Below are 23,614 nucleotides of genomic sequence, written 5' to 3' on the forward strand. Positions count from 1 at the left end.
GCATGCCTTTAACCAGAAGAATCCTTTATGAAATACTTCAACTATATCTTAATATTGATAGGCGCTATCGTGGCGATGTATGCTAAAGCAGGTAAAGCTCAAAACCAACTTATTTTAATAGTTGGTATTGTTATTTTAATGATTGGTATATATAGGATATCAAAAACTATCCCTAGTAAGAAGAATGAAAATCAAGACGAATTAGAAAAATAGAACCCATGGCTTTTAATATTGGGGACAAAGTTTTCGTTTTAGACGATGATTTATCCGGGATTGTAAAGAACATTACTGGCACAGCAGTAACTATAGAAACCGAAGACGGTTTTTTACTTGAATTTTTTGAATCAGAGTTGGTGTTACTTAAAACTTCTAATACAGACATTGAAAACACATTAAGTAACACTAAAATTGATGATGTAATTGCTGAAAAGGAATGCGTTAAGAAAAAATCATCAAAGCGAGTGAAACCCAAAGAACGATCGCTTCCCACAATGGAGGTAGATTTGCATGTCCATCATTTAGTAAAATCAACTAGAGGTATGACTAATTTTGAAATGTTAAATCTACAGCTCGCTACAGCTAAACGGCAATTGGATTTTGCAATTCAAAAACGAATACAGCGTATTGTATTTATACATGGTGTAGGGGAAGGGGTTTTAAAACAAGAACTGGAAACCCTATTTAGGAGATATGATAATTTAACCTATTATGATGCTGATTTTAAAAAATACGGATTTGGTGCTACAGAGGTATATATTTATCAAAACTCTAATTAAGGGAACACAGGTGTTGCCGTTCGTGTTTGGTTAATTTTTAGAGAATCTGCCGCGGCATTGGTATTGGTAGTACTTAGTTCTCCAAAATCTAATACATCTTGCGCTAAAAAACTAATGTTAATATCCTTGACAACTGTCCTGATTGAAAACGTTAAACTGATTTCATGCTGCCTGTAAGCTGATGCAGGAACTGATGTTGTTATATTAGGATTCAAAAAATCTGGGCCAATGTCACTATTTCTAATATCATTTAATGGGTTTTCATCTTGAGTATCATTTTCTTCATCTCTTGTAGGTATACCATCACCGTCATCATCAGGATCTAAATAATCAGGTATTGTATCTCCACCAGATAAATCTAAGTCTGTGTTTTGAGCATCACTCAAGTTACCATCTTCATTCGGGTCTGGATTTTCATTTTTTGTAAGTACATTATCTCCATCATCATCATCATCAATAAAATTAGGAAGCCCATCTCCATCAGTATCAAATCCATCCTCTATTTGGTTGTTTTCGTCCTTAACTAAAGGATTATCAGGCTCATCATCAAGAAAATTATATATACCATCGTTATCATCATCTCCTAAGGGATTTATTGGACCTTCTAGCGCAGCAGGTATCCCGTCGTTATCATCTTCTGTTAAAACCCTAGTAATAGTGACATTTACATCGCTTGGTTCGTCAATGCTAATATTTAGGTCTTTAGGTGGTATAAGGCTACAGAATAGATCGTTTGGCAAACTTTCTCTGTTATAAGTCCTGTAATTAAATTGAGCAGGCTCTTCAAATACAATGGTATCCCCAATAAACCTCAATGAATCTTCACTTCTCTGAAAGATATCGACATAATTAATACTAGTGAATAATAACGACAAAGATTCTGAAGGATTTTCTTTCGTCTTGTAAAATAGTAATTCACTTTCCTCACAACCTTCAAAAGTATCTTCAAAATCAAATTCAACAGTTAGAACGTCGCCATCACTACAAGAAAATACGATTAAAAAAAGGCAACAGAAAATAGAAAGAAAGGGGTAGCGCATAGGTAATTTATTTTAGACAAAAATATAGAATTGTAACTATAACGTCTGTATTTATCAATAATTTTATTTGGAGTATTTTTGTTGAAAAATTTGTACGTATGCAACAGGTGTATTTTGATAATGCAGCAACTACCCAAATGCGGGAAGAAGTTGTTTCTGCAATGACTGATGTTTTAAAAAATGTTTACGGAAATCCTTCATCTTCATATGGTTTAGGCAGATCATCTAAATCTTTAATTGAAAATTCCAGAAAAACAATTGCCAAACTTCTAAATGTTTCTGCTAGTGAAATAATTTTTACTTCAGGTGGCACAGAGGCTGATAATTTGGCATTACGTTGTGCTGTGAGGGATTTGGGTGTAACCCATATTATAACATCAAAAATAGAACACCATGCGGTTTTACATACTATTGAAGCGCTGCAAAAAGAATTCAATATTGATGTTACTTTTCTTCACCTAGATAAGTATGGAACCATTGATTATGAACAATTGGAGATGCTTTTAAAAACCAACACAAATGTTTTGGTAAGTTTAATGTATGTAAATAATGAAATTGGGAATGTTTTAGATTTAAAAAGGGTAGCGGATTTGTGCGAAACCAATAATGCCCTATTTCATACAGATGCCGTACAGGCTATTGGGCATTACAATATAGATTTAAAGGCTATTAAAATAGATTTTTTAGCTGCAAGTGCGCACAAGTTTCACGGCCCTAAGGGTGTGGGCTTTATCTACATAAATAAACACAATATTGTTAAACCATTAATTTTTGGAGGAGAGCAAGAACGTGGATTGAGAGCAGGAACCGAAAGTGTTCATAACATTGTTGGTCTTGAAAAAGCTATGGTTATGGCTTATGAAAAATTGGAATCTGAAATGACTTATATAAAAAGTTTAAAATCTTATTTCATTTCAAGGATTAAAGCTGATATTCCTGATGTAGTGTTCAATGGACTGTCTAACGACATGGATAGGAGTACGTATACATTGGCCAACGTGCGTTTGCCAATACCTAAACAGAAATCCGCCATGTTTTTATTTCAATTAGACCTAAAAGGGATAGCTTGTTCCAGGGGCAGTGCATGCCAAAGTGGAAGCAACCAAAAATCTCATGTTTTGACTGAAATATTAAGTGCTGAGGATTTAGAAAAACCGTCATTACGATTTTCTTTCAGTATTTATAATACTAAAGAGGAGGTTGACTACGTTGTTAGTGTTTTAAAACACATGTAGTGAAACTTGTAGTTGTATTTTTTGCCATATTTCTTGTTCTTTCTTGTAAAAATAATAACAGACCCACTGTTCATCGTAATGAAATTGTAATTAAAAAAGAGATAAAGCACCCGCTTTATAGAGTTATAAATCCTGGTGATACCCTGGATGTTTTTAACGGGGTTTATGTGTTCTATAATGAAAGCATGAACAATACCTACGGAAGGCATCTAACCAAAGACGGTTATAATTTAGGATTAAAATGGCAATGCGTTGAATTTGTTAAGCGCTATTATTTTGAATACTTAAACCATAAAATGCCCAACAGTTACGGTCATGCTAAAGACTTTTTTAACACCAACATTAAGGATGGTAAGCTTAACAGGGACAGAAATCTACAGCAGTTTAAAAATGGGAGCAAGCAAAAACCTAGGGTTAACGATATAATTGTCTTTAAAGGCAATATGTTTAATCCTTATGGGCATGTGGCCATAATTTCTAAAGTTACCGATGTTGATATTGAAATTATACAACAAAATGTGGGCAAAACATCCAGAGCATCTATTGATTTAGAATTTAAAAACAACGCTTGGCTGGTAGATGATACTTCTGTTTTAGGGTGGTTGGGTATTAAAACTTCATTGTAGTTCTAACATTGAAAACCCTTGGGGTTAAAAAGTTAGGAATAGCAAATTGACGCTTACTTGACACATCCCTTACCCAAGTGTTGGTAATTGAGTTTTGCACATCAAAAATATTGAAGATTTCTACGCCAAAGGATAGTTGCTTAAACGGTTTTTTCCAACCACTTTTAAATTGTTTGTTTTTGTCTACCAAAACAAATTGAAAACCTACATCGGCACGTTTGTAATCAGGCAACCTAATTTGGAAATCATAAGGGTCTGCATAACTTGGAGAACCACCAGGAAGCCCTGTATTGTATACTAAATTAAGATATACTCTCATGTTTGGTATATTTGGCACATAGTCCTGAAACAATGCGGCAAACTTTAAACGCTGATCTGTTGGTCTAGAAATATAACCTCTGTTATCTATATTTTCTTCCGTCTTTAAATATCCAAAACTAAACCAAGATTCTGTACCGGGAACAAATTCTCCATTAAGGCGCATATCAAGCCCATAGGCATAGGCTTTGGCATTGTTTCTTGCCCGATAACGGATTCTAACATTTTCTAAAGTATATGGATTAACATCAGTTAAGTTTTTATAAAATACCTCTGAGGTTAGTTTAAAGGGGCGATTCCACATTTTAAAACTATAATCGTTTCCTAATACTAAATGAAATGATTTTTGCGCCCTTACATTGGGTTGAACAATTCCCATAGAATCTCTTAGCTCACGATAGAAGGGAGGTTGATAATACAAACCTGCTGCTGCTCTAAACAGCATATCTTTTTTCCAATTAGGTTTTATTGCAAATTGTGCCCTTGGACTTACAACTGTTTGGTTTGAAGTGCTAATATTATCGCCTTTAACACTCCAATTATGCATGCGTATACCAGCATTATACCACACTTCATTTTCGCCTATGTAAGACCGTTTACTCCATTGCGCATATGCTTGGAGCCTACTAATTTGAGTATTGTTTCTTGCGCGCACATTTGTAAAAGGTGTTAGTGGCCCTTCAAAGGCTACATACGGCTGTTCATTTCTCGGTATAGTTCCTGGAGGTCTTATGGAAAAACCTGCCGAATCTATTACTTCCCATTCCACCAAGCGATCTCTTATGTCTTCGTTTGTATATTTTAAGGACCACTCAAATCTGTTGTCATCAATTCTTAAATCGCCTTTGGTTTGTACGGTAGAAATTAAAGCATCTAAATCGTTTCTTCCATGGTTTAATTGGCTGCCTATACCTTCGGTAAACTCAACTTCTCCTAGGTTTTCATCGCCTATGCTAGTGTTTACCTCTCCTAGGTTATACTGTGCCAAAATATCAAAGTATTCCTCTTCAGTAGTATGGTATGTTGAGGCTGTTAAGTTTAAGGTTAAGTCGTCATTGGCAAAATACGTACCTTGAAAAGCACCAAAATAAGTCTGGTATTCTGTTTTTTCTTGCCCTTCATAAAATACTATTAGCGCTACTGGATCAGCTATGGTTCCAAAATTGGTTTGTCGCGTTAATGGTTCGTAATCATAACTATTTAAGGATGCGTTGCCCAAGAAACTTAAATGAAACTTATTTGAAAATTTATAATTAAAATACCCTTGTAAATCTGCAAAAACAGGACGGAAATTGGTTTGGGTTTGTTTGGCATCTACAAAAAGGTTGTTATTACGATATCTTGCCCCAACTATACCTGTAAATTTTGAGTCTTTGCTAATGTTTTCAACAGAAACGGCTGCTCCAAGTAAACTTAAATCTGCATTTACCTCAAACATATAAGGGGTTTTATAAGTAATATCTAAAACGGAAGATAGTTTATCTCCATATTTTGCCTGAAAGCCACCAGCGGAAAAATCAACATTCTGTACCAAATCTGGGTTTACAAAACTCAACCCTTCTTGTTGTCCAGATCTTACCAGAAAGGGGCGATATACCTCAATACCATTAATATAAACTAAGTTTTCATCGTAGTTACCTCCTCTTACTGAATATTGCGTACTTAATTCATTATTGTTATTTACACCGGGAAGTGATAATAGCAAATTTTCTACCCCAGCATTTGCTCCAGGTATTCTTCTAACGGTTTCCCTGTCTAAGGTAACAATACCTTCAACTTCTTTTCTGCGTTTCCCTGAGATCACCACTTCGTTAATTTGTTCCACAGAGGTGCTCATCACTGGATAAAACTCTCTGATAACCCCATTTTTTAAATTAAAAGTTACCAACACTTTTTTATGTGAAATATGGGTAAACTCTACAATAACCTCTTGATTTGCTGGAATATTGATAGAATAAAACCCGTTTTCATTGGTTTGGGTTCCTGTATTTCCAGTTTTTACAGATACGTTCTCTATGGGGTTTTTGTTTTCGTCTAGCACTACACCTTTTAAGGTGGCTTCTTGAGAAACACCAGTTAAAATAGCAAAAAAGAAAAGTACTATGGTTAGTCGGTAAGTCGTTTTCAAAGGCAGTCTAGTTTATTTTCTGTAAAATATAGTTTCAAAAGTAGAACTATTTCCAACATTATCTGTAACAATTACTTTTAAATTATTTTTTGTGTCAACTACAGCCCCATCATTAAAATCGTGGGTTAGCGTTTTAGTTTTATAATCATATTCCATTAAAATCCACTTTCCGTTAACGGTAGCCCTATAACTTGATATACCAGAAAGCTCATCGTTAATTTTTATTTTAAGAAAACGATATTTGCTCAACCATTGTCCTTTTTTAAAGTTAACGGGGCTTATGGTTGGTTCCTCATTGTCATAGGTCAAAGCATAGGTGCCTAGCCTTTTAGTGTAAGACGATAATGTATCGCCTGTACGCTTGGTAAACGAATAATATGGCGTTTTCTTATAACCAGACAACCTGGCAATAAAAAGTTTATTCTTGTCCTCAGCATTATACTTGCTTATGTTGTATGAGATTTTAAGATTTTTCTTTAAAGGCACAACATCTTCATGAATGCTTAAGGTATCTCCTTTTACACTAAAATCCATATAAAAATCTTGGTAAAATGTGTCGGGGTAAATATCTACATTGATGTGATTCTCTTTTAGAGTTGTACTCTTGTTTGCAAAAATATAATAGGGCGTTGTTGTTTTGGGTTTAGCTTTTGTTTTTGTGTTTTTTTGACCTTTAATAGGTATTGTAACCCATGCAGTATTGTTCTTAAAGTCGCTAATCTTAATTTTATATACCGAATATGTGCTGTCGGCAATAGTTAAAACACCATCTTTATATAAATCTTTATAAATACTCAGCGGATTGTTTATTCTAAAGAGTTTTTGAATTCTTTGTTTGTGTGACTTAAAATGTTTGTAGTCTATAAGCTGATTTATATGTTTGGTTTCATGAAACGCAAACCGTTTAAAATCGAGCTCAAAATTTTTACTGCCATTTACAAAGGTTTGGATGTTGTATACTCCGTTTTTATTTACAGCTAAATCTTGCCTGTCCCAAGTAGTAATTCCAAACCCTATTTTCCCAAATGCTTGAATATTTTCAACAGTATAGTCTCCATTTTTTAAAGGGATTAGCTTTAGATTTTGTTTTACATAAGAATGCTTTACACAAGAACTATCGTCTAGAGGGTAAGCATAAATAGATGTAACAGTTGGAAGCTTGGAATCCTTAATGTTAATACCAAATAACATTGGATTTATGGGGCGCTCTGCATTATCACGGATTTCAAAATGTAAATGCGGACCACCTGAGCCACCTGAATTTCCACTATAGGCAACTAGATTGCCTTTTGTAACGAGTAACGCATCGGTTTTAGGGAAAAGTTCAATTTCATAGGATTCTTTCTCGTATTGTTTCTTTTTGATGTAATCCTCAATTTCTGGAGCAAACTTTTTTAAATGCGCATAAACCGTTGTATATCCATTGTTATGTGTAATGTATAATGCTTTTCCATAACCATAGTGCGATACCTTTATTCTGCTAACATAACCGTCAGCAGCAGCCTTTACCTTTAAACCCGTACGTTGTTGTGTTTTTATATCTACACCTGAGTGAAAGTGGTTGGAACGTAACTCTGCAAATGTTCCTGATAGTATGAGTGGGATATCTAAAGGGCTACCAAAGTAATCTTGAGGATATATATTTTGTGCTCCAATAGGTATAGAAAACAGAAGTGCTAGGGCAAGAAGTATTCGCATATTTATGTATTAGGCTAAAATATTAATTTGAGTACAATATCCAAAGGATAAAACAAAAATCAAGCCATATAATAGGAATCAGGATGTTAGGGATAATTTTCTAAAAATTATGAAAAAACAATTGCTATTTAGGGTTAGGTATGTTAACTTTGTTACATGAGTATTGTTTTTTGTAAATGAGTAAGATTGAAGATATTGTCGATTCTTTAGAACACAAAATTAGCAAAGTACTGCTTAAGGTAGACACTTTAAAACAAACTAATCTAGCGTTGTCTAAAGATTTAGCATCAGCACGACAGGAAATTCAAGCCCAAAAAGAAATAAACACTAATTGGGAAGAAAAGTATGAAGCTCTAAAAATTGCAAATTCAATGCTTGGTAGTGACGATAATAAAAGAGATACTAAGCTTAAAATAAACGCGTTAATTAGAGACATAGACCATTGTATAGCACAACTATCTGATTAAAGTAAAATAAATCAATGTCTGAAAAGCTTAAAATAAAGCTATCTATAGCCAATAGAGTATATCCTTTAACCATAGATGTGTCTCAGGAAGAAGGATTAAGAAAGGCGGCAAAGAATATAGAGACAATGATTAAGCAATTTGAGCAAAGTTACTCCGTTAGGGATAAACAAGATGTATTAGCTATGTGTGCTTTACAATTTGCATCCCAAGCGGAACAAAAAACAATAGATAAAGAAGTACGAAATGAGGTTGTTGAAGAGAAGCTTACGGCTATCAACAACATGTTAGAAGCTCATTTAAGTGCTTAACGTTCTTTAAAATAAAGTAAAAAGTTACTACCTACATCGGTTATTTTTTTGATAAACTCAACGTTAATTCTTTAAAAAGGGTAAGTTGAAGTTGTAAAAGCATGCTGCTAGTGCTGGTTTATCCCAGTATCTCGGGCAGACCCTTGATCAGCTTGTTAGCCCTAAACTTGTTTTTAAGGAGTTTATACAAAACATTATACTGATGTAGGTTTTTTTATATATATAATCAACTAAATTAAAATGGATAACTCAATTATATTAATTGTAGGAGGAGTAATTGTAGGGCTGATAATAGGATTTATTGTAGCCAAGGCAATGGAAAAAAACAATGCATCTAAGCTTATAAAAAATGCTAAAAAGGATGCAGCATCAATACTGAAAGAGGCTAAGAGCGAGGGAGAAACCCTAAAGAAAGATAAAATACTTCAAGCTAAAGAGAAGTTTATTGAACTAAAGGCAGAACACGAAAAAGTAATTTTATCTCGTGATAAAAAAATGGCCGAAGCTGAAAAGCGTACCAGGGATAAGGAATCTCAAGTATCAAACGAACTATCTAAAAATAAAAAGTTAAACGCAGAAATTGAAAATAAGCTAAAGGACTATAACCATAGAATAAATGTACTTGATAAGAAACAGTCCGAAATAGATAAGTTACATAAAAGTCAAGTACAGCAATTAGAGGTTATCTCCAGTTTATCTGCTGAAGAAGCCAAAGCACAATTGGTAGAATCCCTTAAAGGAGAAGCTAAAAATGATGCTATGGCGTATATACAAAGTGCACTTGAGGAAGCTAAATTAACCGCAGAACAAGAAGCTAAAAAGGTTATAATTAATACCATACAACGTGTAGGTACAGAAGAGGCCGTAGATAACTGTGTATCTGTATTCAATATAGAATCAGATGACGTTAAAGGACGTATTATTGGGCGAGAAGGTAGAAACATAAGGGCAATAGAAGCTGCAACAGGTGTTGAAATTATTGTGGACGACACTCCTGAAGCTATCATTTTATCATGTTTTGATTCTGTACGTCGTGAAATTGCAAGATTGTCACTTCACAAACTGGTTACTGATGGTAGAATTCATCCAGCTAGAATAGAAGAGATCGTTAAAAAGACCAAAAAACAAATTGAACAAGAGATTATTGAAGTTGGTAAACGTACTGTAATAGATTTAGGTATTCATAATTTAAATCCTGAATTAATAAAAACAGTAGGTAGAATGAAATACCGTTCATCGTACGGACAAAACTTGTTGCAACACTCTAGAGAGGTAGCAAAACTGTGTGGTGTCATGGCTGCAGAATTAGGTTTAAATCCTAAATTGGCAAAACGCGCAGGATTACTACACGATATAGGAAAGGTGCCAGATGCAGAAACCGATATGGAAACACCACATGCTATTTTGGGGATGCAATGGGCCGAAAAGTATGGGGAAAAAGAAGATGTATGTAATGCCATTGGCGCACACCATGATGAGATAGAAATGAAATCTTTACTTGCGCCTATAGTACAAGTATGTGATGCAATTTCTGGAGCAAGACCAGGGGCAAGGCGTCAGGTTTTAGATAGCTATATCCAACGTTTAAAAGATTTAGAAGATATTGCTTTTGGATTTAACGGTGTTAAAAAGGCATATGCAATACAAGCAGGAAGGGAATTACGCGTTATTGTAGAAAGTGAAAAAGTAAATGATGAAAAAGCTGCAGAACTATCTTTTAACATCTCCCAGAAAATCCAGACGGATATGACATATCCCGGACAGGTGAAAATTACAGTGATTAGAGAAACAAGAGCTGTTAACATCGCTAAATAAAATATTTCTGTAATAGAGAGCTATAGAATAGAATAAATAATATTGAAAAATCCAGTGTAAGCTGGATTTTTTAATTTCACTAACTATTATTTCCTAGGATGAAACTTTTCTACAACTTTAGTTAAATGGCTTTTATCTAAATGCACATAAATTTCAGTAGTGGTAATACTCTCATGGCCTAACATTAATTGTATGGCTCGTAAATCAGCATTATTTTGAAGCAAATGCGTCGCAAAAGAATGTCTAAACGTATGTGGAGATACGTTTTTCTTTAGCCCTATTTTTTCAACCAATTGTTTAATGATAGTAAACACCATGGCTCTGGTTAATTGTTTGCCTCTTCTATTTAAAAACAACGTATCTTCATATCCCGCTTGAATGTTTAAATGTCTTCTGATTTCTGTTCTGTAAATAGTTATATATTTCATTGTAGATTCAACAATTGGCACAAAACGCTGTTTATCTCCCTTGCCTGTAACCTTAATAAAACCTTCATCAAAAAATAAATCAGATAGTTTTAAATTAATAAGTTCACTAACACGTAAGCCACAGCCGTATAGTGTCTCAAGCATAGCTCTATTACGTTCGCCTTCTGGTTTACTTAAATCTATAGCACTAATAATTTGATCTATTTCTTCTTCCGAAAGTGTGTCGGGAAGTTTTCGCCCAATTTTTGGGGATTCAATTAAATCCAACGGATTATCATTTCTATAATCTTCAAAAACCAGATAATTAAAGAAACTACGAAGCCCGGAGATTAATCGGGATTGGGAGCGTTCATTAATTATTTTAGCCGTTTCATAAATAAACTGTTGTATCACTTCTTTAGAAATAGAAATAGGGCTGTGGCTAATTTCATTGGACTCCAAGTAGTTTTTTAGTTTAAGAATATCAAGGATGTAATTGTCTATGGAGTTTTGGGACAAACCACGTTCAATCTTCAAATACAAGGAATAATCTTTAATCGCATTTCGCCATTTCATACAGCTATAAAAGTATTGAAAAAATCATAAAGAAATTCTGGTGCACATGTATAGTTGTATGTGTTTCTTGTTAAAATTGTTAATAATTATATTGTTTAACCCATTGATAAACAAAATCTTATGTTTTGTGTTAATAATAGTGTTAATAAAGTATACACGTAGTATTTATTTTACTGGAAATTTATCTATTTTTGAAACTATCAAACTATAAACTTTATACATTATGAAAAAATTATTTTTTGTGGCAATTATTGTCATTTTTGGAAGCCTTAGTGTAAATGCTCAAGGACAATTTAATGGAGGTGTTAATGCTGGACTCATTACTGGAGATTTCAGTGATTTTTACTCTTTCAATCTTACAATAGACGCTTCATATTTATGGGAAGTATCAGATCAAATTGAAGTAGGAGCTGCTACAGGTTTCTCTCACTCTTTTGGTAAGGATACTGATTTTGCAGATGCTGAAGACGCACAATTTTTGCCTCTAGCTGCAGCAGGTCGTTTTAACATTTCTGATGAATTTACTGTAGGAGTGGATTTAGGATATGCTGTTGGTATCAATGATGGGAATGATGGTGGCTTTTATTATGCGCCAAGAGTTCAATATGCTGTAAGTGAATCTCTAGATGTTGTTGTAGCTTACAGAGGAATAAGCCTCGATGCTGGACCTATTAGTGTAGGTTTTAATGTTATAACTGCAGGTGTAGAATTTGCTTTATAACATAATATAATTTGAATAAAAACGTAAGGGAGGTTAATAAAACCTCCCTTTTTTATGCAATAACTTTTGTATTTTTGACTCATGAAAAAATTAATCATCATTAATGGCCCTAACCTTAATCTATTAGGTAAACGAGAACCAAATATATATGGTAGCTTGTCTTTTACTGAGTTTATGGATGAGGTAAAACAAAAATATCCAAAAGTAGATTTAGATTATTTTCAGTCGAATATAGAAGGGGAATTAATAGATAAATTGCATGAGGTTGGGTTTTCTTATGATGGCATTATATTGAATGCTGCTGCATACACGCATACTTCTGTTGGTATTGGTGATGCGATAAAAGCTATAGAGGTACCTGTGATTGAAGTTCATATTTCTAATACCTTTGGGAGAGAAGAATTTAGGCATCAATCTTATATTTCGCCCAATGCCAAAGGGGTCATCCTCGGATTTGGATTGCAGAGTTATGAACTAGCAATACAGAGTTTTTTAAGTTAATTCCTGTAAAAATTATGGTATGAGGTGCTTATATCTATTATTATTACTTCTAATCATTACTTTTAAATGCGCATCGCAATCTAAAAATAAAATTTCTTTTGGGGTAAAAGCTGGTGCTAACTTCACTTTTTTTAAGGTAGTAGAGGGTAATTTTGGTACTAATCCAGATACAGCAACTGGTTTCTATTTTGGAAGTTTTATAGATCTTGAAATTGATGAGAATGCCTCAGTACAACCAGAAGTACTCTACATACTACTCAACGACTTTAATTTTATTAATGCACCTATTTATATGAAATATAAGGTTGGGCATAATTTAAATGTATTAGTTGGACCAAGTTTAAACTACTTTTTCGACTTTTTTAGTAATAAGTTTAAAGTTAGGGGAGATATTGCAACTTCATACCAGCTAAGTAAAAATATAGATGTACATATTAAATATACTTTAGGATTTCAAGAAATCACACCTAATGGCTTGTTTATTGGTCTTGGCTGTAAAATTTAAAAATTACAATGACTAAAATGCGATTCCTAAAGTAATACCCCAAACAATACCTGTCGTTGTTTGATTATTAACTGTAGCTAAGCCTAAACCTAAATATGGATTTAATGATATTAGGTCTTCAATTAAAAATTGATAACCAATTAAGCCATCAATTTCGAAACCAAATGCATTATCTTTTGAACCTGTAAATACATCCCTTTGTTTAGATTCTGCATGAATTGCTAAAACCCTAGGACCAATATGAAAGCCAGTTGGAGCTTCTTTAGATATGTAATATCGAGATTGAATGCTCAATCCAAAAATATTAATTCCAGATTCAGTGCCATATCCAACACCTATCTCCATAGCGTTTTTTTCCTTAATATTAAACTCGTAAGATAATTGATAAAAGTTATATTCCGAGATCCCTCCAATATCGGTTTTTATGATACCTTTTATATCCTGGGAAAAACTTTTAGATCCAAAAAGTACAATAGAGGTAATAAGTATAAGTTTTTTCATAAACTAAATATAAACAAAAAAAGAACCCATATATAATATGGATTCTTTCTTTCAAAATTATTTTTTTAGGAATGACTTACGAGTCATTAGCAAAAAAAGAATATTTATTTTAAATATGAATTACTTCATCATAAGCAGCAGCAACAGCTTCCATAACTGCTTCACTCATAGTTGGGTGAGGATGTACCGCTTTTAATACTTCATGTCCGGTAGTTTCAAGTTTTCTACCCAAAACCGCTTCAGCTATCATATCCGTAACACCAGCTCCAATCATGTGGCATCCTAACCACTCACCGTATTTGGCATCAAAAATTACTTTTACAAAACCTTCTTTATTACCTCCAGCACTTGCTTTACCAGAAGCAGAGAATGGAAATTTTCCAACCTTAATATCAAAGCCTTTTTCTTTAGCTGCTTTCTCGGTTAAACCTACACTTGCAATTTCAGGAGTACAATACGTACATCCGGGGATATTACCATAATCTATTGGTTCTACATGATGTCCGGCAATTTTCTCTACACATAAAATACCTTCAGCAGAAGCAACGTGTGCCAAAGCTTGCCCAGGAGTAACATCTCCAATGGCATAATATCCTGGGATATTGGTTTGGTAGAAATCATTTACTAGAATTTTGTCTCTATCAACAACAATCCCAACATCTTCCAATCCGATATTTTCTATGTTTGTTTTAATTCCAACAGCAGATAAAATGATATCAGCCTCTAAAACCTCTTCTCCTTTTTTCGTTTTTACAGTAGCTTTAACACCTTTTCCTGAAGTGTCAACAGAGGTTACCTCTGCAGAGGTTTTAATATTTATGCCATTTTTCTTGAAAGAACGCTCTAATTGTTTAGAAACTTCTTCATCTTCAACAGGTACAATGTTTGGCAAATACTCCACAATAGTTACTTCGGTACCCATAGAATTATAAAAATAGGCAAACTCTACACCAATAGCTCCAGAACCAACCACAATCATTTTTTTAGGTTGCTTCTCTAAAGTCATCGCTTGTCTGTAACCAATTACCTTTTTACCATCTTGCGGTAAACTTGGCAATTCTCTAGAGCGAGCACCAGTTGCTATGATAATATGGTCTGCAGTATATTCTGTGCCATCAACATCAACTTTTTTACCAGGTTTTATTTTTCCGTAGCCCTCAATAACGTCAATCTTGTTTTTCTTCATTAAAAATTGAACGCCTTTACTCATACCATCGGCAACACCTCTACTACGTTTTACAACGGCATCAAAGTCATGCTCAGCATCTTTAACTTTTAAACCATAATCTTCCGCATGTTTCAGATATTCAAATACTTGAGCAGATTTTAATAAGGCTTTAGTTGGAATACATCCCCAATTTAAACAAACGCCTCCAAGACTTTCCTTTTCAACAATAGCAGTTTTAAAACCTAATTGTGATGCTCTAATAGCTGTTACATAACCCCCAGGACCACTTCCAAGAACTATAATATCGTATTTACTCATGTGTTAAAATTTAAGCTGCAAATTTACAAAATGAAGTTTGAATAACGAATATAGAAGGGTACTAAATTTGTAACTTTTGCTACCTTTGTACAGCAATTTTTATAATTATGAATATACCCAGAACTAGTTTTCCTCGCGTTGTTATTATTGGCGGAGGTTTTGCAGGCGTTGCCTTAGCCAAAAAATTATCAAAACAAGAAGTTCAGGTAGTATTATTAGACAAACACAATTACCACACATTTCAACCACTATTGTACCAAGTATCTACAGGTGGTCTAGAACCAGATTCTATTGCATATCCCATTAGAAAAATATTAAAGGACTTTCCCAACTTTTTTTTCAGATTAGCCGCTGTTGAAGAAATTAACACTAAGGACAACAAGGTAAAAACCAATATTGGAGATTTAAAATTTGATTATTTAGTAGTAGCATCAGGTTCTAAAACCAATTTCTTTGGAAATTCTGAGATTGAAAAACACAGTATGGCGATGAAAACCATACCCCAATCTTTAAACTTACGCAGCCTAATTCTTGAAAATTTTGAGGATGCGCTTTTAACATCCGATTTAAATGAGCGCAATGCACTGATGAATTTTGTTATAGTAGGGGGAGGGCCAACAGGAGTAGAGCTTGCTGGTGCTTTGGCAGAAATTAAAAAAGGTATTTTACCAAAAGATTATCCAGATTTGGATACTCGATTAGCACAAATACATATTATCCAAGCGGGAGATTGTATCTTAAAGGGCATGAGTGCCAAGGCATCACAAAAAGCAGAAGATTTTTTAGAAAAACTAGGCGTTAATATTTGGAAAAATGTGCGAGTAACAGGGTATGATGGTAAGACAGTGAGTACGGATACAGATTTAACCTTCGAAACCGCTACAGTAGTTTGGGCTGCTGGTGTAAAAGGCGCCACAATTAAAGGGCTAGATGCAGAAGATTACGTTACCAGAGGGAACCGTATTACAGTAAACGAATACAATCAAGTACAAGGGTTCAACCACATTTTTGCCATTGGCGATATTGCTTGCATGACTTCCGATGAACATCCTTACGGCTTACCCATGATGGCACAACCAGCCATACAACAAGGCGAACAGTTGGGGGACAACCTACTTAAACTAATAGAAAACAAACCCTTAAAACCCTTTACGTATAAAGACAAAGGTGCAATGGCCACCATAGGTAGAAACAAGGCAGTAGTAGATTTAAAAAACTGGAAATTCCAAGGCGTTTTTGCGTGGTATGTTTGGATGTTTGTACACCTATTTTTCTTAATAGGCTTTAGAAACCGCATGGTAGTATTTGTAAACTGGGTATACAATTATGTGAGGTTTGATAGGGAGGCACGGTTAATTATTCGTCCCTTTAAAAGCATACATAAGGAGTAATTGTATTTGGGCGAGTTGCCAGAAAAATGGCAAACGGGCTTTCACTAGTCGCTCTCTGCGAGGAGCTCCAACATGCCGTTCAATCCCTCTCGCAGGAGATGCTTGCTAACTACAACCTAAAATTAAGGATATAGATACTTTGCGTAAACAAATTCTCTTGATTTAAAGATCATCAGTAAAATGTCTACGTCCCTTAGTTTTACTAAATTTATCAGAATTATACTTTGCAGAACTACCTTTTGGAATTGAAAGTGAATTCCAGTTTTTACCTTTAATTAATTTGCCTAGATACACTATTTGCCCAACATGGTAAGCATAATGTGCCAACTGTCTATTAATAGCTTCAGTAACCGTATGCCCTTGATTTCTTATGTAGATAAGTTGCTCTAAATCACTTTTTTTCAAAGGTTTAATAGCATCAAATAAGCAAGTCCAACCTTTATCCCAATTGGTAAGCAAATCTGCTTTACTTCTATAAGTATCAATAAATTCCTCATCCCTTTGCCTCCATGTTTTTTCGCCATCCTCAGTCAAAAAATTAGTCCATCTGCTCAACATATTACCAACCATATGCTTCACAATAACAGAAATAGAGTTAGAATCTTCAACAAACTCCTTTTGCAACTCCTCAAAAGTTAAACCTTTAAAAGTTTTATCACCCAAGGATTTGTAATACTCAAATTGCTTAATAATACTGGTTAAGTAGCTTTCCATAACTCTTTAAAATCTCAATATACAAATACTAAATTCCAAAACCTAAATATTGACTATTGGGATTTAAAAGTCAATTATTCTTTTGGAACAAATTTTAGTGACACGCCATTAATACAATGTCGCTTTCCTGTAGTATCTCTGGGGCCATCATTAAACACATGCCCTAAATGTCCCCCACAGGTGGCACAATGCTCTTCAGTTCTGGCATAACCCAAATTATAATCAGTAGAGTAGGCCACGTTACCTTTAATCTCCCTATCAAAACTTGGCCATCCAGTACCAGAATCAAATTTATGCATGCTTTTAAAAAGTGGTGTGTCACATCCCTTACATACATATATGCCTTCTTCGTAATTTTTATTTAAAGGGCTTGTAAACGAGCGTTCGGTACCAGCTTCTCTTAATACGTAATATTCTAAATCAGTAAGTTGTGCTTTCCATTCAGCATCCGTCTTTGTTACTTTGTATGTCTTTTCTGTTTTGGTAGGCTCTCCCTTCTTTTGTGCTAAAGTATTACAACTAAATGTCATCAAAAAAATCAAGAGCAAGAGTACATGTTTCATAATTCTAATTTTCTATAATCTGTCGGTGTCATTCCTTTAACATAACATTTCTTTTAAATTTTCACGGCGACTTACAAATGTATTGTGACCAATAAAAATAAAAAGTGTCTTATTAATATACATTGATTTTGTATTTTTAACTCTAAAATTTAACGGTATTATGAAACGACATAAAATTATACTAGGATTTGGAATGGTATTGCTTGTAATAGCATGTGCAACCAATCCATTTACGGGTAAAAAAACTATGGCTTTAGTGCCTAATTCCCAGTTATTTCCCACCTCTTTTGCGCAGTACAATCAATTTTTAAATGATAATAATGTGGTTACTGGTACTAAGGATTCTGAAATGATTAAGCGTGTTGGCCAGCGTATAGCCGTAGCTGCTGAGCGTTATTTAAATGCCAACGGACATGAGGGCTACTTAAAAGATTATAAATGGGAATATAATTTAGTGCAAGACGCAACTGTGAATGCTTGGTGTATGCCAGGAGGCAAAATAGTTTTTTACACTGGTATTTTGCCTATCGCCAAAAATGAAGCTGGAGTGGCAGCCATTATGGGGCATGAAGTAGCGCATGCATTGGCAAATCATGGTCAGCAACGTATGAGTGCTGGCATTTTACAACAATTAGGAGCTGTAGCAGGGAATGTAGCTATAAAAGACGACCAAACTAGGGCAATTTTTAATCAAGCCTATGGTATTGGTTCTCAAGTGGGAGTAATGCTGCCTTTTAGTAGAAGTCACGAAACAGAATCAGATCAAATAGGAATACATCTAATGGCTATTGCAGGTTATAATCCAGACGAAGCTGCGGAATTATGGAAGCGTATGAAAGCTAAAAGTGGAGGACAAGCACCACCAGAATTTATGAGTACACATCCATCTAACGATACACGTATCGCTAATCTTACTAAATGGGCACCGGTAGCAAAAGCTGAGGCGAAAAAATATGGTGTTACAACATTTAGATAATATTAATATATAGAACAAATTATTTGTTTATTTTAGAAGTCACGCAACACAAACGTGACTTTTTTTATGAGCGAACTTAAAAAAGGAAGTAAAAAGCTACTAAATGCCTGGGCATTTTACGATTGGGCAAACTCGGTTTACACCTTAACTATTGCTTCATCTATATTTCCATTATTTTATTCTAGTTTATTTGATTCAAAAGAAGAGCTAGTGACAGCTTTTGGCTTTGAAATGAAACAAACGGTTTTAATCTCTATTGTTACTGCCTTTACATTTTTGGTGGTTTCTTTCCTTTCTCCATTGCTATCTGGCATTGCTGATTATGTAGGAAATAAAAAGAACTTTATGAAATTCTTTTGCTATATGGGCGGTTTGGGATGTATTGGTTTGTACTTTTTTGATTTAGACTACATACATACTAGTATTTTGTTTTATTTCATGGGATTATTAGGTTATTGGGGGAGTTTGGTGTTTTACAACTCTTATTTGCCAGATATTGCTTACCCAGAACAACAAGACAGTATAAGTGCCAAAGGATTTGCCTGGGGTTATTTTGGTAGCGTAATATTGCTAATTATAAATTTGGCTATGGTAATGTCTCAAGATACAGGGGAAGCTAAAAGAGAGATGATGAGATATTCATTTATAACCGTTGGTTTATGGTGGATTTTATTCAGTCAATACAGTTTTTATCATCTACCTAAAGGGAGTTCTAAAGGACATAAAGTCACTAGAGATGTCATATTTAATGGTTTTAAAGAATTAAAGTCAGTTTGGGTTGAACTTAAAGGTAATTTGAGGTTAAAACGATATTTAAATGCCTTTTTTGTGTTTAGTATGGCAGTACAAACCATAATGCTAATGGCGGTATATTTTGGTGAGAAAGAAATTTTATGGGAAAACGATGAGCAAAAAACCTTTGGTTTAATTATAAGTATTTTGGTCATACAGCTCGTAGCCGTTTTGGGTGCATTTCTTACTTCTAAAATGTCTGAACGCTATGGAAACATTAAAGCTTTAATCATCATCAATTTTATATGGATGGGGCTATGTTTTTATGCCTATTTTATGAAAACCCCAATACAGTTTTATGTGGCAGCTACTATAGTTGGTTTTGTAATGGGTGGTGTGCAATCTTTGGGCAGATCCACATATTCAAAATTTTTGCCAGAAACAGAGGATACCACATCATACTTCAGCTTTTATGATGTAGCCGAAAAAATAGGAATAGTAATAGGAATGTCAATTTTCGCAGTTGTAGACCAAGTTTATACCATGCGTTCTGCTATTTTGTTTCTGTTTGTTTTCTTTTTAATTGGTATAGTTCTATTGTTTAGAGTAAATACAAAGGAGAAAATAAACACTTAGTCTAAAATCCTTTTTTTTATGAGAAAAATCATAGGTAAGTATTGTCTTATTATTACTTTTGATTAATCAAATTTTATTAGCAATGCAACTTACCAAACACGTTTTTCTTTTACTTTCCTTATGTGCAACTTTGGTTATTATCTCTTGTAACATAGAGCCTTTTGAAGGGGAGGTAAATGGGCAAACAAATAGTGACAAACCTGCTTCTTGTGAAGAAGCTATACTAAATACTGCTAGTGCAGCACAAGCTTTTGCCGAAGTATCTTCTTCAAGTGAAAATTATCAAAATTTATGTAACGTTTATAAAACTGCACTAGAAAACCAGATAGAACTATGTGGAGATGAAGGGGGTATAATACAAATTATAGTTAATAGTTTAAGCTGTGGAGAGCAATTAAGTGATTGTGATATTGCTAAATCTGAAGTAACTCAAGCTAAAGAAGCATTTGATAATGCTGATAATGAAAATTACGTTACCCTCTGCAATTCTTATAAAAGTGCCCTACAAGAACAAATCAATTTATGTGGAACTAATAATGATGAATTATCATCAATAATAAATAGTCTAGGAGATTGTGAAAATGATAACTCTACTGGCTCTAATACCTGCAATAATTTACAAATGTTTGACATTTTTGGGTTACCAATTACCTCTTGTAATTATAGTATTTATGAAAGCCTAACTATAGATAAGATTTACATGGATGTTGAAACCTATTTTACAGATGTTGACAGCGATGGGGTAAATGATCATTACAGTAAGATATTCTATATTACTGATGGAATAATCTCATTAGACAATGAAAACAAAATTGTCTCTATTAATGAGCAGACATACTTATTAGAATTAGAAATTAATTATAAAGGAACACAAAATTCTCAAAAGATAATACCTGGTTTATTTGAATTTATACCTTCCAATGGATCATATTTTGGCGGAGGTTATTTTGGAGATCAAGGTTGTAATGATGGTTTTCTTTTATGTGATAAAAGAAATATAATTTTTAATGGAGTAGTAAGCATTAGTATTGAAGAAGATGGTATCTATAACTTTTGTTTTGATTCTGTTATTGACTTATTTGATTCTCGCATTAGTAGTGAAGATTTACCTTGCTATAAATCTAATTATACAGGAGAAATTATTCCAATTAAAGTAGGAAACTAAAAAAAGAGAAGGTTGTATAAAAAGCCTACAATCTTGAAATTAGATGTAGGCTTAATATTTATAAAAAAGTTTGTTTAAGACTCTGTAGGCTTTTCGGCCTTTTTCCACTCTTTAATTCTTATAAAAATTCAGCCCCCCATAATTAGATTTTATAATTATTTTCGCTCCCGAACCTTTATTCCCACAATACCCTGAATATCTTTTTTGTGTAGATTCTACAGATTTATAGGTGAAATTAAAATCATTATCTCCACTAAGATTCGCATAAGATAAATCCAAATCAAAATCAAAATTTAAGTCTGGATGAAATCCAATTTTAGAGCCAGTATAATTAGTTTTTATGGTTAAAGCTTTCAAGCTACTCTGCAATTGTTCAATCTTAATAGAACCATAGCCGGCTTTTATAGTGGCTTTATCGTAAATACTGCCAAATTTCAAATTTACATAATCGCTATTACCATTTATAATATTTGCCTTTTCTATGTATAATGAGCCATAATCACTATTGTAATTTACTTGTTCAGCAATTTCTATTTTTGATTTGGTATAATCACTATTGATGTTAAGCATTTTGGTTTTTCCTACTGTAAAGCCACTGTAATCTGCATTTATACTACCAGATTTTATATACTCAAAATAACACCCACTGGAGTAATCAAAAGTTAAAATGTTATCATCAGCCATGAGTTCCTTTGTGGTTATTTTGCCATAATCACAGTTTATATTAGCTTGTCCTTCTAACTTTCCTAAGTTTATGTTGCCATAATTATTATTTAAAGCAACACTATTGGTAATTGGCATTTTAACAATATAATTTACAGAAATATTTACATTGTTTTTTTTATTATTTCCCCACCATGAGCCAGATTTTCCTTTACCAAACTTAGTTCTAGCAGATACATTACTACTACTGCCTTCAAACTCAACAGTTATATCATTTATACGCTCTTCAACTTTTTCTTGGTTGTTACCAGAAGTAGTAATTGTTATCTCAAAAACAATTCTATTTTCATTCCAAGTGATAATATCTAAATTACCATAACTGTTTTTAATACTTAAGTTGGCATTGGATGATACGGAATACTCTTTGTTAATTTTCTTTTCCTTACTGTATTTACCTTTATCGTTTGAATTACTCAGTGCAGAAACAAAGAGTGGTATCAGTAAAAAAGTAATAAGTGATTTAAATTGTACTGTTCGTTTCATATGATGTGATTTTTGATTGTTTTATATTATCTATTTCTTGAAGTGTATGTTTTAATATTTCAATTCTTGTTTGAAAGTTTGTAATCATCGCAAATATTACGCGTTTATCATCTCCACTTTCATTTAAATCTTTTTTTAGATTTTCGTAGGCCTTTTCAAGATTAGCTAATCGCTTTATTGCATCTTGAATTAATTTTTGTGTTTCAGGACTAGATGCGTTTTCAAGTTTGTAAAGCTCTTCTGAAATGGTAACAGTGAAAAAATTTTCTGTTTTTGCCATTTCTGGTGATACACTTGCTAGATCCCTTAATTCATTATCTTGAGAAGTAAGGCTAAGACCTAGTGTTATAATTAGTAGGATAGAGGCGGCCACGCCTAGTAATGGTTTCCATAAACGACGCCTTTGTCTATTTTCACTAGTAAGGTACAGCTCGCCTTTATCATTTAATTTTTCAAGAAACCGTTGCTTGTGATTAGCACTGGGTTCTTCAATATCAAAATCTTTTTTAGCTGTTTCAAAAAAGCTATCTAAGTAATCTTTTTTCATGTTTTAAGCTAATTAATTCTTAAGTGTTCTAATTTTTGACGCAAACTATTTTTTGCTCTTGAAATCATAGTTCTACAGTTTGCGTTACTTATGTTCATTATGTCGCTTACTTCATCATAATCAAATCCTTCTATTAGATTTAGTGTAAGCGCAACTCTATAATTATCTTTTAAACTACTTAATCCATCTAATACTTGCTTAACTTTTAAAGAGATCTCAGCATGATTTGTATTATCATTGATATTTTGATCTTCAACTTTAAATAAAGTGTCATTTAATGATGTTTCTTGTTTTTTTGATTGTTTCTTATAATGATGTATGCTGTTATTAACAACTATTCGTTTTAACCAAGAGCCAAATACAGTTTTGTCTTTTAGGGTATTAAGTTTTGTAAAAGCCATTAAAAACGAGTCTTGCATGATGTCTTCTGCTTCAAAACTATTTTTTACTATTCTTAAAGACGTGTTATACATTGCTTTATAGTACCTATTATATATTTCTAATTGTGCAGATTGATTGCCAGACATACACTGTTCAATTAAACTTTCAATATTTTGGTGGTTGGTCGTCAAAAAA

The 23,614-nt window shown here is 33.5% G+C and carries 25 protein-coding genes and 1 other RNA gene; 15 read left to right on the top strand and 11 right to left on the bottom strand.

What is annotated here, in order from left to right:
* Positions 1-27 precede the first annotated feature (27 nt).
* Together JS605_RS13450 and JS605_RS13455 are read left to right on the top strand one after the other, a co-directional pair.
* Complete coding sequence (locus JS605_RS13450; protein ID WP_203258394.1) at positions 28-213, top strand: hypothetical protein; 186 nt, start codon at positions 28-30, stop codon at positions 211-213.
* Positions 214-218: 5 nt separating this feature from the next.
* Positions 219-776: a Smr/MutS family protein gene (locus JS605_RS13455; RefSeq protein WP_203258239.1), complete on the top strand. Its 558-nt coding sequence runs from the start codon at positions 219-221 to the stop codon at positions 774-776.
* On the opposite strand, the gene JS605_RS13460 is transcribed toward JS605_RS13455, so the two are convergent.
* Complete coding sequence (locus JS605_RS13460; RefSeq protein WP_203258240.1) at positions 773-1,816, bottom strand: hypothetical protein; 1,044 nt, start codon at positions 1,814-1,816, stop codon at positions 773-775. The two genes, JS605_RS13455 and JS605_RS13460, sit on opposite strands and share 4 nt — an antisense overlap.
* A 98-nt stretch (positions 1,817-1,914) precedes the next feature.
* On the opposite strand from JS605_RS13460, the gene JS605_RS13465 reads away from it, so the two are divergent.
* Positions 1,915-3,051 (top strand): cysteine desulfurase family protein, encoded by a 1,137-nt coding sequence (locus tag JS605_RS13465; RefSeq protein WP_203258241.1) that lies wholly within the window; start codon positions 1,915-1,917, stop codon positions 3,049-3,051.
* Positions 3,051-3,677 (top strand): CHAP domain-containing protein, encoded by a 627-nt coding sequence (locus JS605_RS13470; protein ID WP_317194156.1) that lies wholly within the window; start codon positions 3,051-3,053, stop codon positions 3,675-3,677. The genes JS605_RS13465 and JS605_RS13470 overlap by 1 nt, the downstream gene beginning before the upstream one ends.
* On the opposite strand, the gene JS605_RS13475 is transcribed toward JS605_RS13470, so the two are convergent.
* Positions 3,661-6,123, bottom strand: coding sequence for a TonB-dependent receptor (locus tag JS605_RS13475; RefSeq protein ID WP_203258242.1), 2,463 nt, complete (start codon positions 6,121-6,123; stop codon positions 3,661-3,663). The two genes, JS605_RS13470 and JS605_RS13475, sit on opposite strands and share 17 nt — an antisense overlap.
* Before the next feature lie 12 nt (positions 6,124-6,135).
* Entirely contained in the window at positions 6,136-7,821 is a 1,686-nt protein-coding gene (locus JS605_RS13480; RefSeq protein WP_203258243.1) for a M23 family metallopeptidase, read from the bottom strand.
* Positions 7,822-7,997: 176 nt separating this feature from the next.
* Here JS605_RS13480 and JS605_RS13485 point away from each other — a divergent pair, with 176 nt between their 5' ends.
* The 4 genes from JS605_RS13485 (at position 7,998) to rny (ending at position 10,411) form a co-directional block, all read left to right on the top strand.
* Entirely contained in the window at positions 7,998-8,288 is a 291-nt protein-coding gene (locus JS605_RS13485; RefSeq protein ID WP_203258244.1) for a hypothetical protein, read from the top strand.
* A gap of 14 nt (positions 8,289-8,302) precedes the next feature.
* Positions 8,303-8,596, top strand: a complete 294-nt coding sequence (locus JS605_RS13490; protein ID WP_203258245.1) for a cell division protein ZapA — start codon at positions 8,303-8,305, stop codon at positions 8,594-8,596.
* A 55-nt stretch (positions 8,597-8,651) separates the two neighbouring features.
* Positions 8,652-8,780: non-coding RNA, 6S RNA (ssrS, locus tag JS605_RS13495), on the top strand.
* A 56-nt stretch (positions 8,781-8,836) separates the two neighbouring features.
* A complete protein-coding gene (gene rny / locus JS605_RS13500; RefSeq protein WP_203258246.1) occupies positions 8,837-10,411 on the top strand; it encodes a ribonuclease Y in 1,575 nt (524 codons plus the stop codon).
* 86 nt (positions 10,412-10,497) lie between these two features.
* Here rny and xerD read toward each other — a convergent pair whose 3' ends face one another.
* Positions 10,498-11,394 carry a site-specific tyrosine recombinase XerD gene (gene xerD / locus JS605_RS13505; protein ID WP_203258247.1) on the bottom strand — a complete coding sequence of 299 codons (897 nt, stop codon included), beginning with the start codon at positions 11,392-11,394 and terminating at the stop codon, positions 10,498-10,500.
* A 223-nt stretch (positions 11,395-11,617) separates the two neighbouring features.
* On the opposite strand from xerD, the gene JS605_RS13510 reads away from it, so the two are divergent.
* The 3 genes from JS605_RS13510 (at position 11,618) to JS605_RS13520 (ending at position 13,121) form a co-directional block, all read left to right on the top strand.
* Positions 11,618-12,115 (top strand): outer membrane beta-barrel protein, encoded by a 498-nt coding sequence (locus JS605_RS13510; protein WP_203258248.1) that lies wholly within the window; start codon positions 11,618-11,620, stop codon positions 12,113-12,115.
* 81 nt (positions 12,116-12,196) lie between these two features.
* Complete coding sequence (gene aroQ, locus JS605_RS13515) at positions 12,197-12,616, top strand: type II 3-dehydroquinate dehydratase (protein WP_203258249.1); 420 nt, start codon at positions 12,197-12,199, stop codon at positions 12,614-12,616.
* Between the two features lie 19 nt (positions 12,617-12,635).
* A complete protein-coding gene (locus tag JS605_RS13520; protein WP_203258250.1) occupies positions 12,636-13,121 on the top strand; it encodes a porin family protein in 486 nt (161 codons plus the stop codon).
* Positions 13,122-13,133: 12 nt separating this feature from the next.
* Here JS605_RS13520 and JS605_RS13525 read toward each other — a convergent pair whose 3' ends face one another.
* Both JS605_RS13525 and lpdA read right to left on the bottom strand, forming a co-directional pair.
* The gene (locus JS605_RS13525) at positions 13,134-13,622 is read right to left on the bottom strand and encodes a hypothetical protein (protein ID WP_203258251.1); all 489 of its coding nucleotides are present in this window, start codon (positions 13,620-13,622) and stop codon (positions 13,134-13,136) included.
* Positions 13,623-13,731: 109 nt separating this feature from the next.
* Complete coding sequence (lpdA, locus tag JS605_RS13530) at positions 13,732-15,108, bottom strand: dihydrolipoyl dehydrogenase (protein ID WP_203258252.1); 1,377 nt, start codon at positions 15,106-15,108, stop codon at positions 13,732-13,734.
* A 107-nt stretch (positions 15,109-15,215) separates the two neighbouring features.
* Between lpdA and JS605_RS13535 the strand changes: the two genes are divergently transcribed.
* The gene (locus tag JS605_RS13535; protein WP_203258253.1) at positions 15,216-16,499 is read left to right on the top strand and encodes an NAD(P)/FAD-dependent oxidoreductase; all 1,284 of its coding nucleotides are present in this window, start codon (positions 15,216-15,218) and stop codon (positions 16,497-16,499) included.
* Between the two features lie 162 nt (positions 16,500-16,661).
* Here JS605_RS13535 and JS605_RS13540 read toward each other — a convergent pair whose 3' ends face one another.
* A complete protein-coding gene (locus JS605_RS13540) occupies positions 16,662-17,213 on the bottom strand; it encodes a DUF1572 family protein (protein WP_203258254.1) in 552 nt (183 codons plus the stop codon).
* Between the two features lie 74 nt (positions 17,214-17,287).
* Positions 17,288-17,776, bottom strand: coding sequence for a peptide-methionine (R)-S-oxide reductase MsrB (gene msrB, locus JS605_RS13545; RefSeq protein WP_203258255.1), 489 nt, complete (start codon positions 17,774-17,776; stop codon positions 17,288-17,290).
* A gap of 160 nt (positions 17,777-17,936) precedes the next feature.
* On the opposite strand from msrB, the gene JS605_RS13550 reads away from it, so the two are divergent.
* From JS605_RS13550 to JS605_RS13560, 3 genes are all read left to right on the top strand, one after another.
* A complete protein-coding gene (locus tag JS605_RS13550; RefSeq protein WP_203258256.1) occupies positions 17,937-18,752 on the top strand; it encodes a M48 family metallopeptidase in 816 nt (271 codons plus the stop codon).
* A 66-nt stretch (positions 18,753-18,818) separates the two neighbouring features.
* Positions 18,819-20,120: an MFS transporter gene (locus JS605_RS13555; RefSeq protein ID WP_203258257.1), complete on the top strand. Its 1,302-nt coding sequence runs from the start codon at positions 18,819-18,821 to the stop codon at positions 20,118-20,120.
* Between the two features lie 82 nt (positions 20,121-20,202).
* Positions 20,203-21,285, top strand: a complete 1,083-nt coding sequence (locus tag JS605_RS13560; RefSeq protein ID WP_203258258.1) for a hypothetical protein — start codon at positions 20,203-20,205, stop codon at positions 21,283-21,285.
* A gap of 111 nt (positions 21,286-21,396) precedes the next feature.
* On the opposite strand, the gene JS605_RS13565 is transcribed toward JS605_RS13560, so the two are convergent.
* From JS605_RS13565 to JS605_RS13575, 3 genes are read right to left on the bottom strand one after another with little or no spacing between them, the layout of a single operon-like run.
* Positions 21,397-22,491, bottom strand: a complete 1,095-nt coding sequence (locus JS605_RS13565) for a hypothetical protein (RefSeq protein WP_203258259.1) — start codon at positions 22,489-22,491, stop codon at positions 21,397-21,399.
* Positions 22,469-23,038, bottom strand: a complete 570-nt coding sequence (locus JS605_RS13570; RefSeq protein ID WP_203258260.1) for a hypothetical protein — start codon at positions 23,036-23,038, stop codon at positions 22,469-22,471. Before JS605_RS13570 ends, JS605_RS13565 begins: the two co-directional genes overlap by 23 nt.
* Before the next feature lie 8 nt (positions 23,039-23,046).
* Positions 23,047-23,610 carry an RNA polymerase sigma factor gene (locus tag JS605_RS13575; protein ID WP_203258261.1) on the bottom strand — a complete coding sequence of 188 codons (564 nt, stop codon included), beginning with the start codon at positions 23,608-23,610 and terminating at the stop codon, positions 23,047-23,049.
* Positions 23,611-23,614 lie beyond the last annotated feature (4 nt).

Source organism: Hyunsoonleella ulvae (assembly GCF_016827605.1).
GTDB lineage: Bacteria > Bacteroidota > Bacteroidia > Flavobacteriales > Flavobacteriaceae > Jejuia > Jejuia ulvae.

Coding starts and splice junctions, on each gene's coding strand:
- JS605_RS13450 (WP_203258394.1), top strand. CDS start 28: ATGAAATACTTCAACTATATCTTAATATTGATAGGCGCTATCGTGGCG.
- JS605_RS13455 (WP_203258239.1), top strand. CDS start 219: ATGGCTTTTAATATTGGGGACAAAGTTTTCGTTTTAGACGATGATTTA.
- JS605_RS13460 (WP_203258240.1), bottom strand. CDS start 1,816: ATGCGCTACCCCTTTCTTTCTATTTTCTGTTGCCTTTTTTTAATCGTA.
- JS605_RS13465 (WP_203258241.1), top strand. CDS start 1,915: ATGCAACAGGTGTATTTTGATAATGCAGCAACTACCCAAATGCGGGAA.
- JS605_RS13480 (WP_203258243.1), bottom strand. CDS start 7,821: ATGCGAATACTTCTTGCCCTAGCACTTCTGTTTTCTATACCTATTGGA.
- JS605_RS13485 (WP_203258244.1), top strand. CDS start 7,998: ATGAGTAAGATTGAAGATATTGTCGATTCTTTAGAACACAAAATTAGC.
- JS605_RS13490 (WP_203258245.1), top strand. CDS start 8,303: ATGTCTGAAAAGCTTAAAATAAAGCTATCTATAGCCAATAGAGTATAT.
- rny (WP_203258246.1), top strand. CDS start 8,837: ATGGATAACTCAATTATATTAATTGTAGGAGGAGTAATTGTAGGGCTG.
- xerD (WP_203258247.1), bottom strand. CDS start 11,394: ATGAAATGGCGAAATGCGATTAAAGATTATTCCTTGTATTTGAAGATT.
- JS605_RS13510 (WP_203258248.1), top strand. CDS start 11,618: ATGAAAAAATTATTTTTTGTGGCAATTATTGTCATTTTTGGAAGCCTT.
- aroQ (WP_203258249.1), top strand. CDS start 12,197: ATGAAAAAATTAATCATCATTAATGGCCCTAACCTTAATCTATTAGGT.
- JS605_RS13520 (WP_203258250.1), top strand. CDS start 12,636: ATGAGGTGCTTATATCTATTATTATTACTTCTAATCATTACTTTTAAA.
- JS605_RS13525 (WP_203258251.1), bottom strand. CDS start 13,622: ATGAAAAAACTTATACTTATTACCTCTATTGTACTTTTTGGATCTAAA.
- lpdA (WP_203258252.1), bottom strand. CDS start 15,108: ATGAGTAAATACGATATTATAGTTCTTGGAAGTGGTCCTGGGGGTTAT.
- JS605_RS13535 (WP_203258253.1), top strand. CDS start 15,216: ATGAATATACCCAGAACTAGTTTTCCTCGCGTTGTTATTATTGGCGGA.
- JS605_RS13540 (WP_203258254.1), bottom strand. CDS start 17,213: ATGGAAAGCTACTTAACCAGTATTATTAAGCAATTTGAGTATTACAAA.
- msrB (WP_203258255.1), bottom strand. CDS start 17,776: ATGAAACATGTACTCTTGCTCTTGATTTTTTTGATGACATTTAGTTGT.
- JS605_RS13550 (WP_203258256.1), top strand. CDS start 17,937: ATGAAACGACATAAAATTATACTAGGATTTGGAATGGTATTGCTTGTA.
- JS605_RS13555 (WP_203258257.1), top strand. CDS start 18,819: ATGAGCGAACTTAAAAAAGGAAGTAAAAAGCTACTAAATGCCTGGGCA.
- JS605_RS13560 (WP_203258258.1), top strand. CDS start 20,203: ATGCAACTTACCAAACACGTTTTTCTTTTACTTTCCTTATGTGCAACT.
- JS605_RS13565 (WP_203258259.1), bottom strand. CDS start 22,491: ATGAAACGAACAGTACAATTTAAATCACTTATTACTTTTTTACTGATA.
- JS605_RS13570 (WP_203258260.1), bottom strand. CDS start 23,038: ATGAAAAAAGATTACTTAGATAGCTTTTTTGAAACAGCTAAAAAAGAT.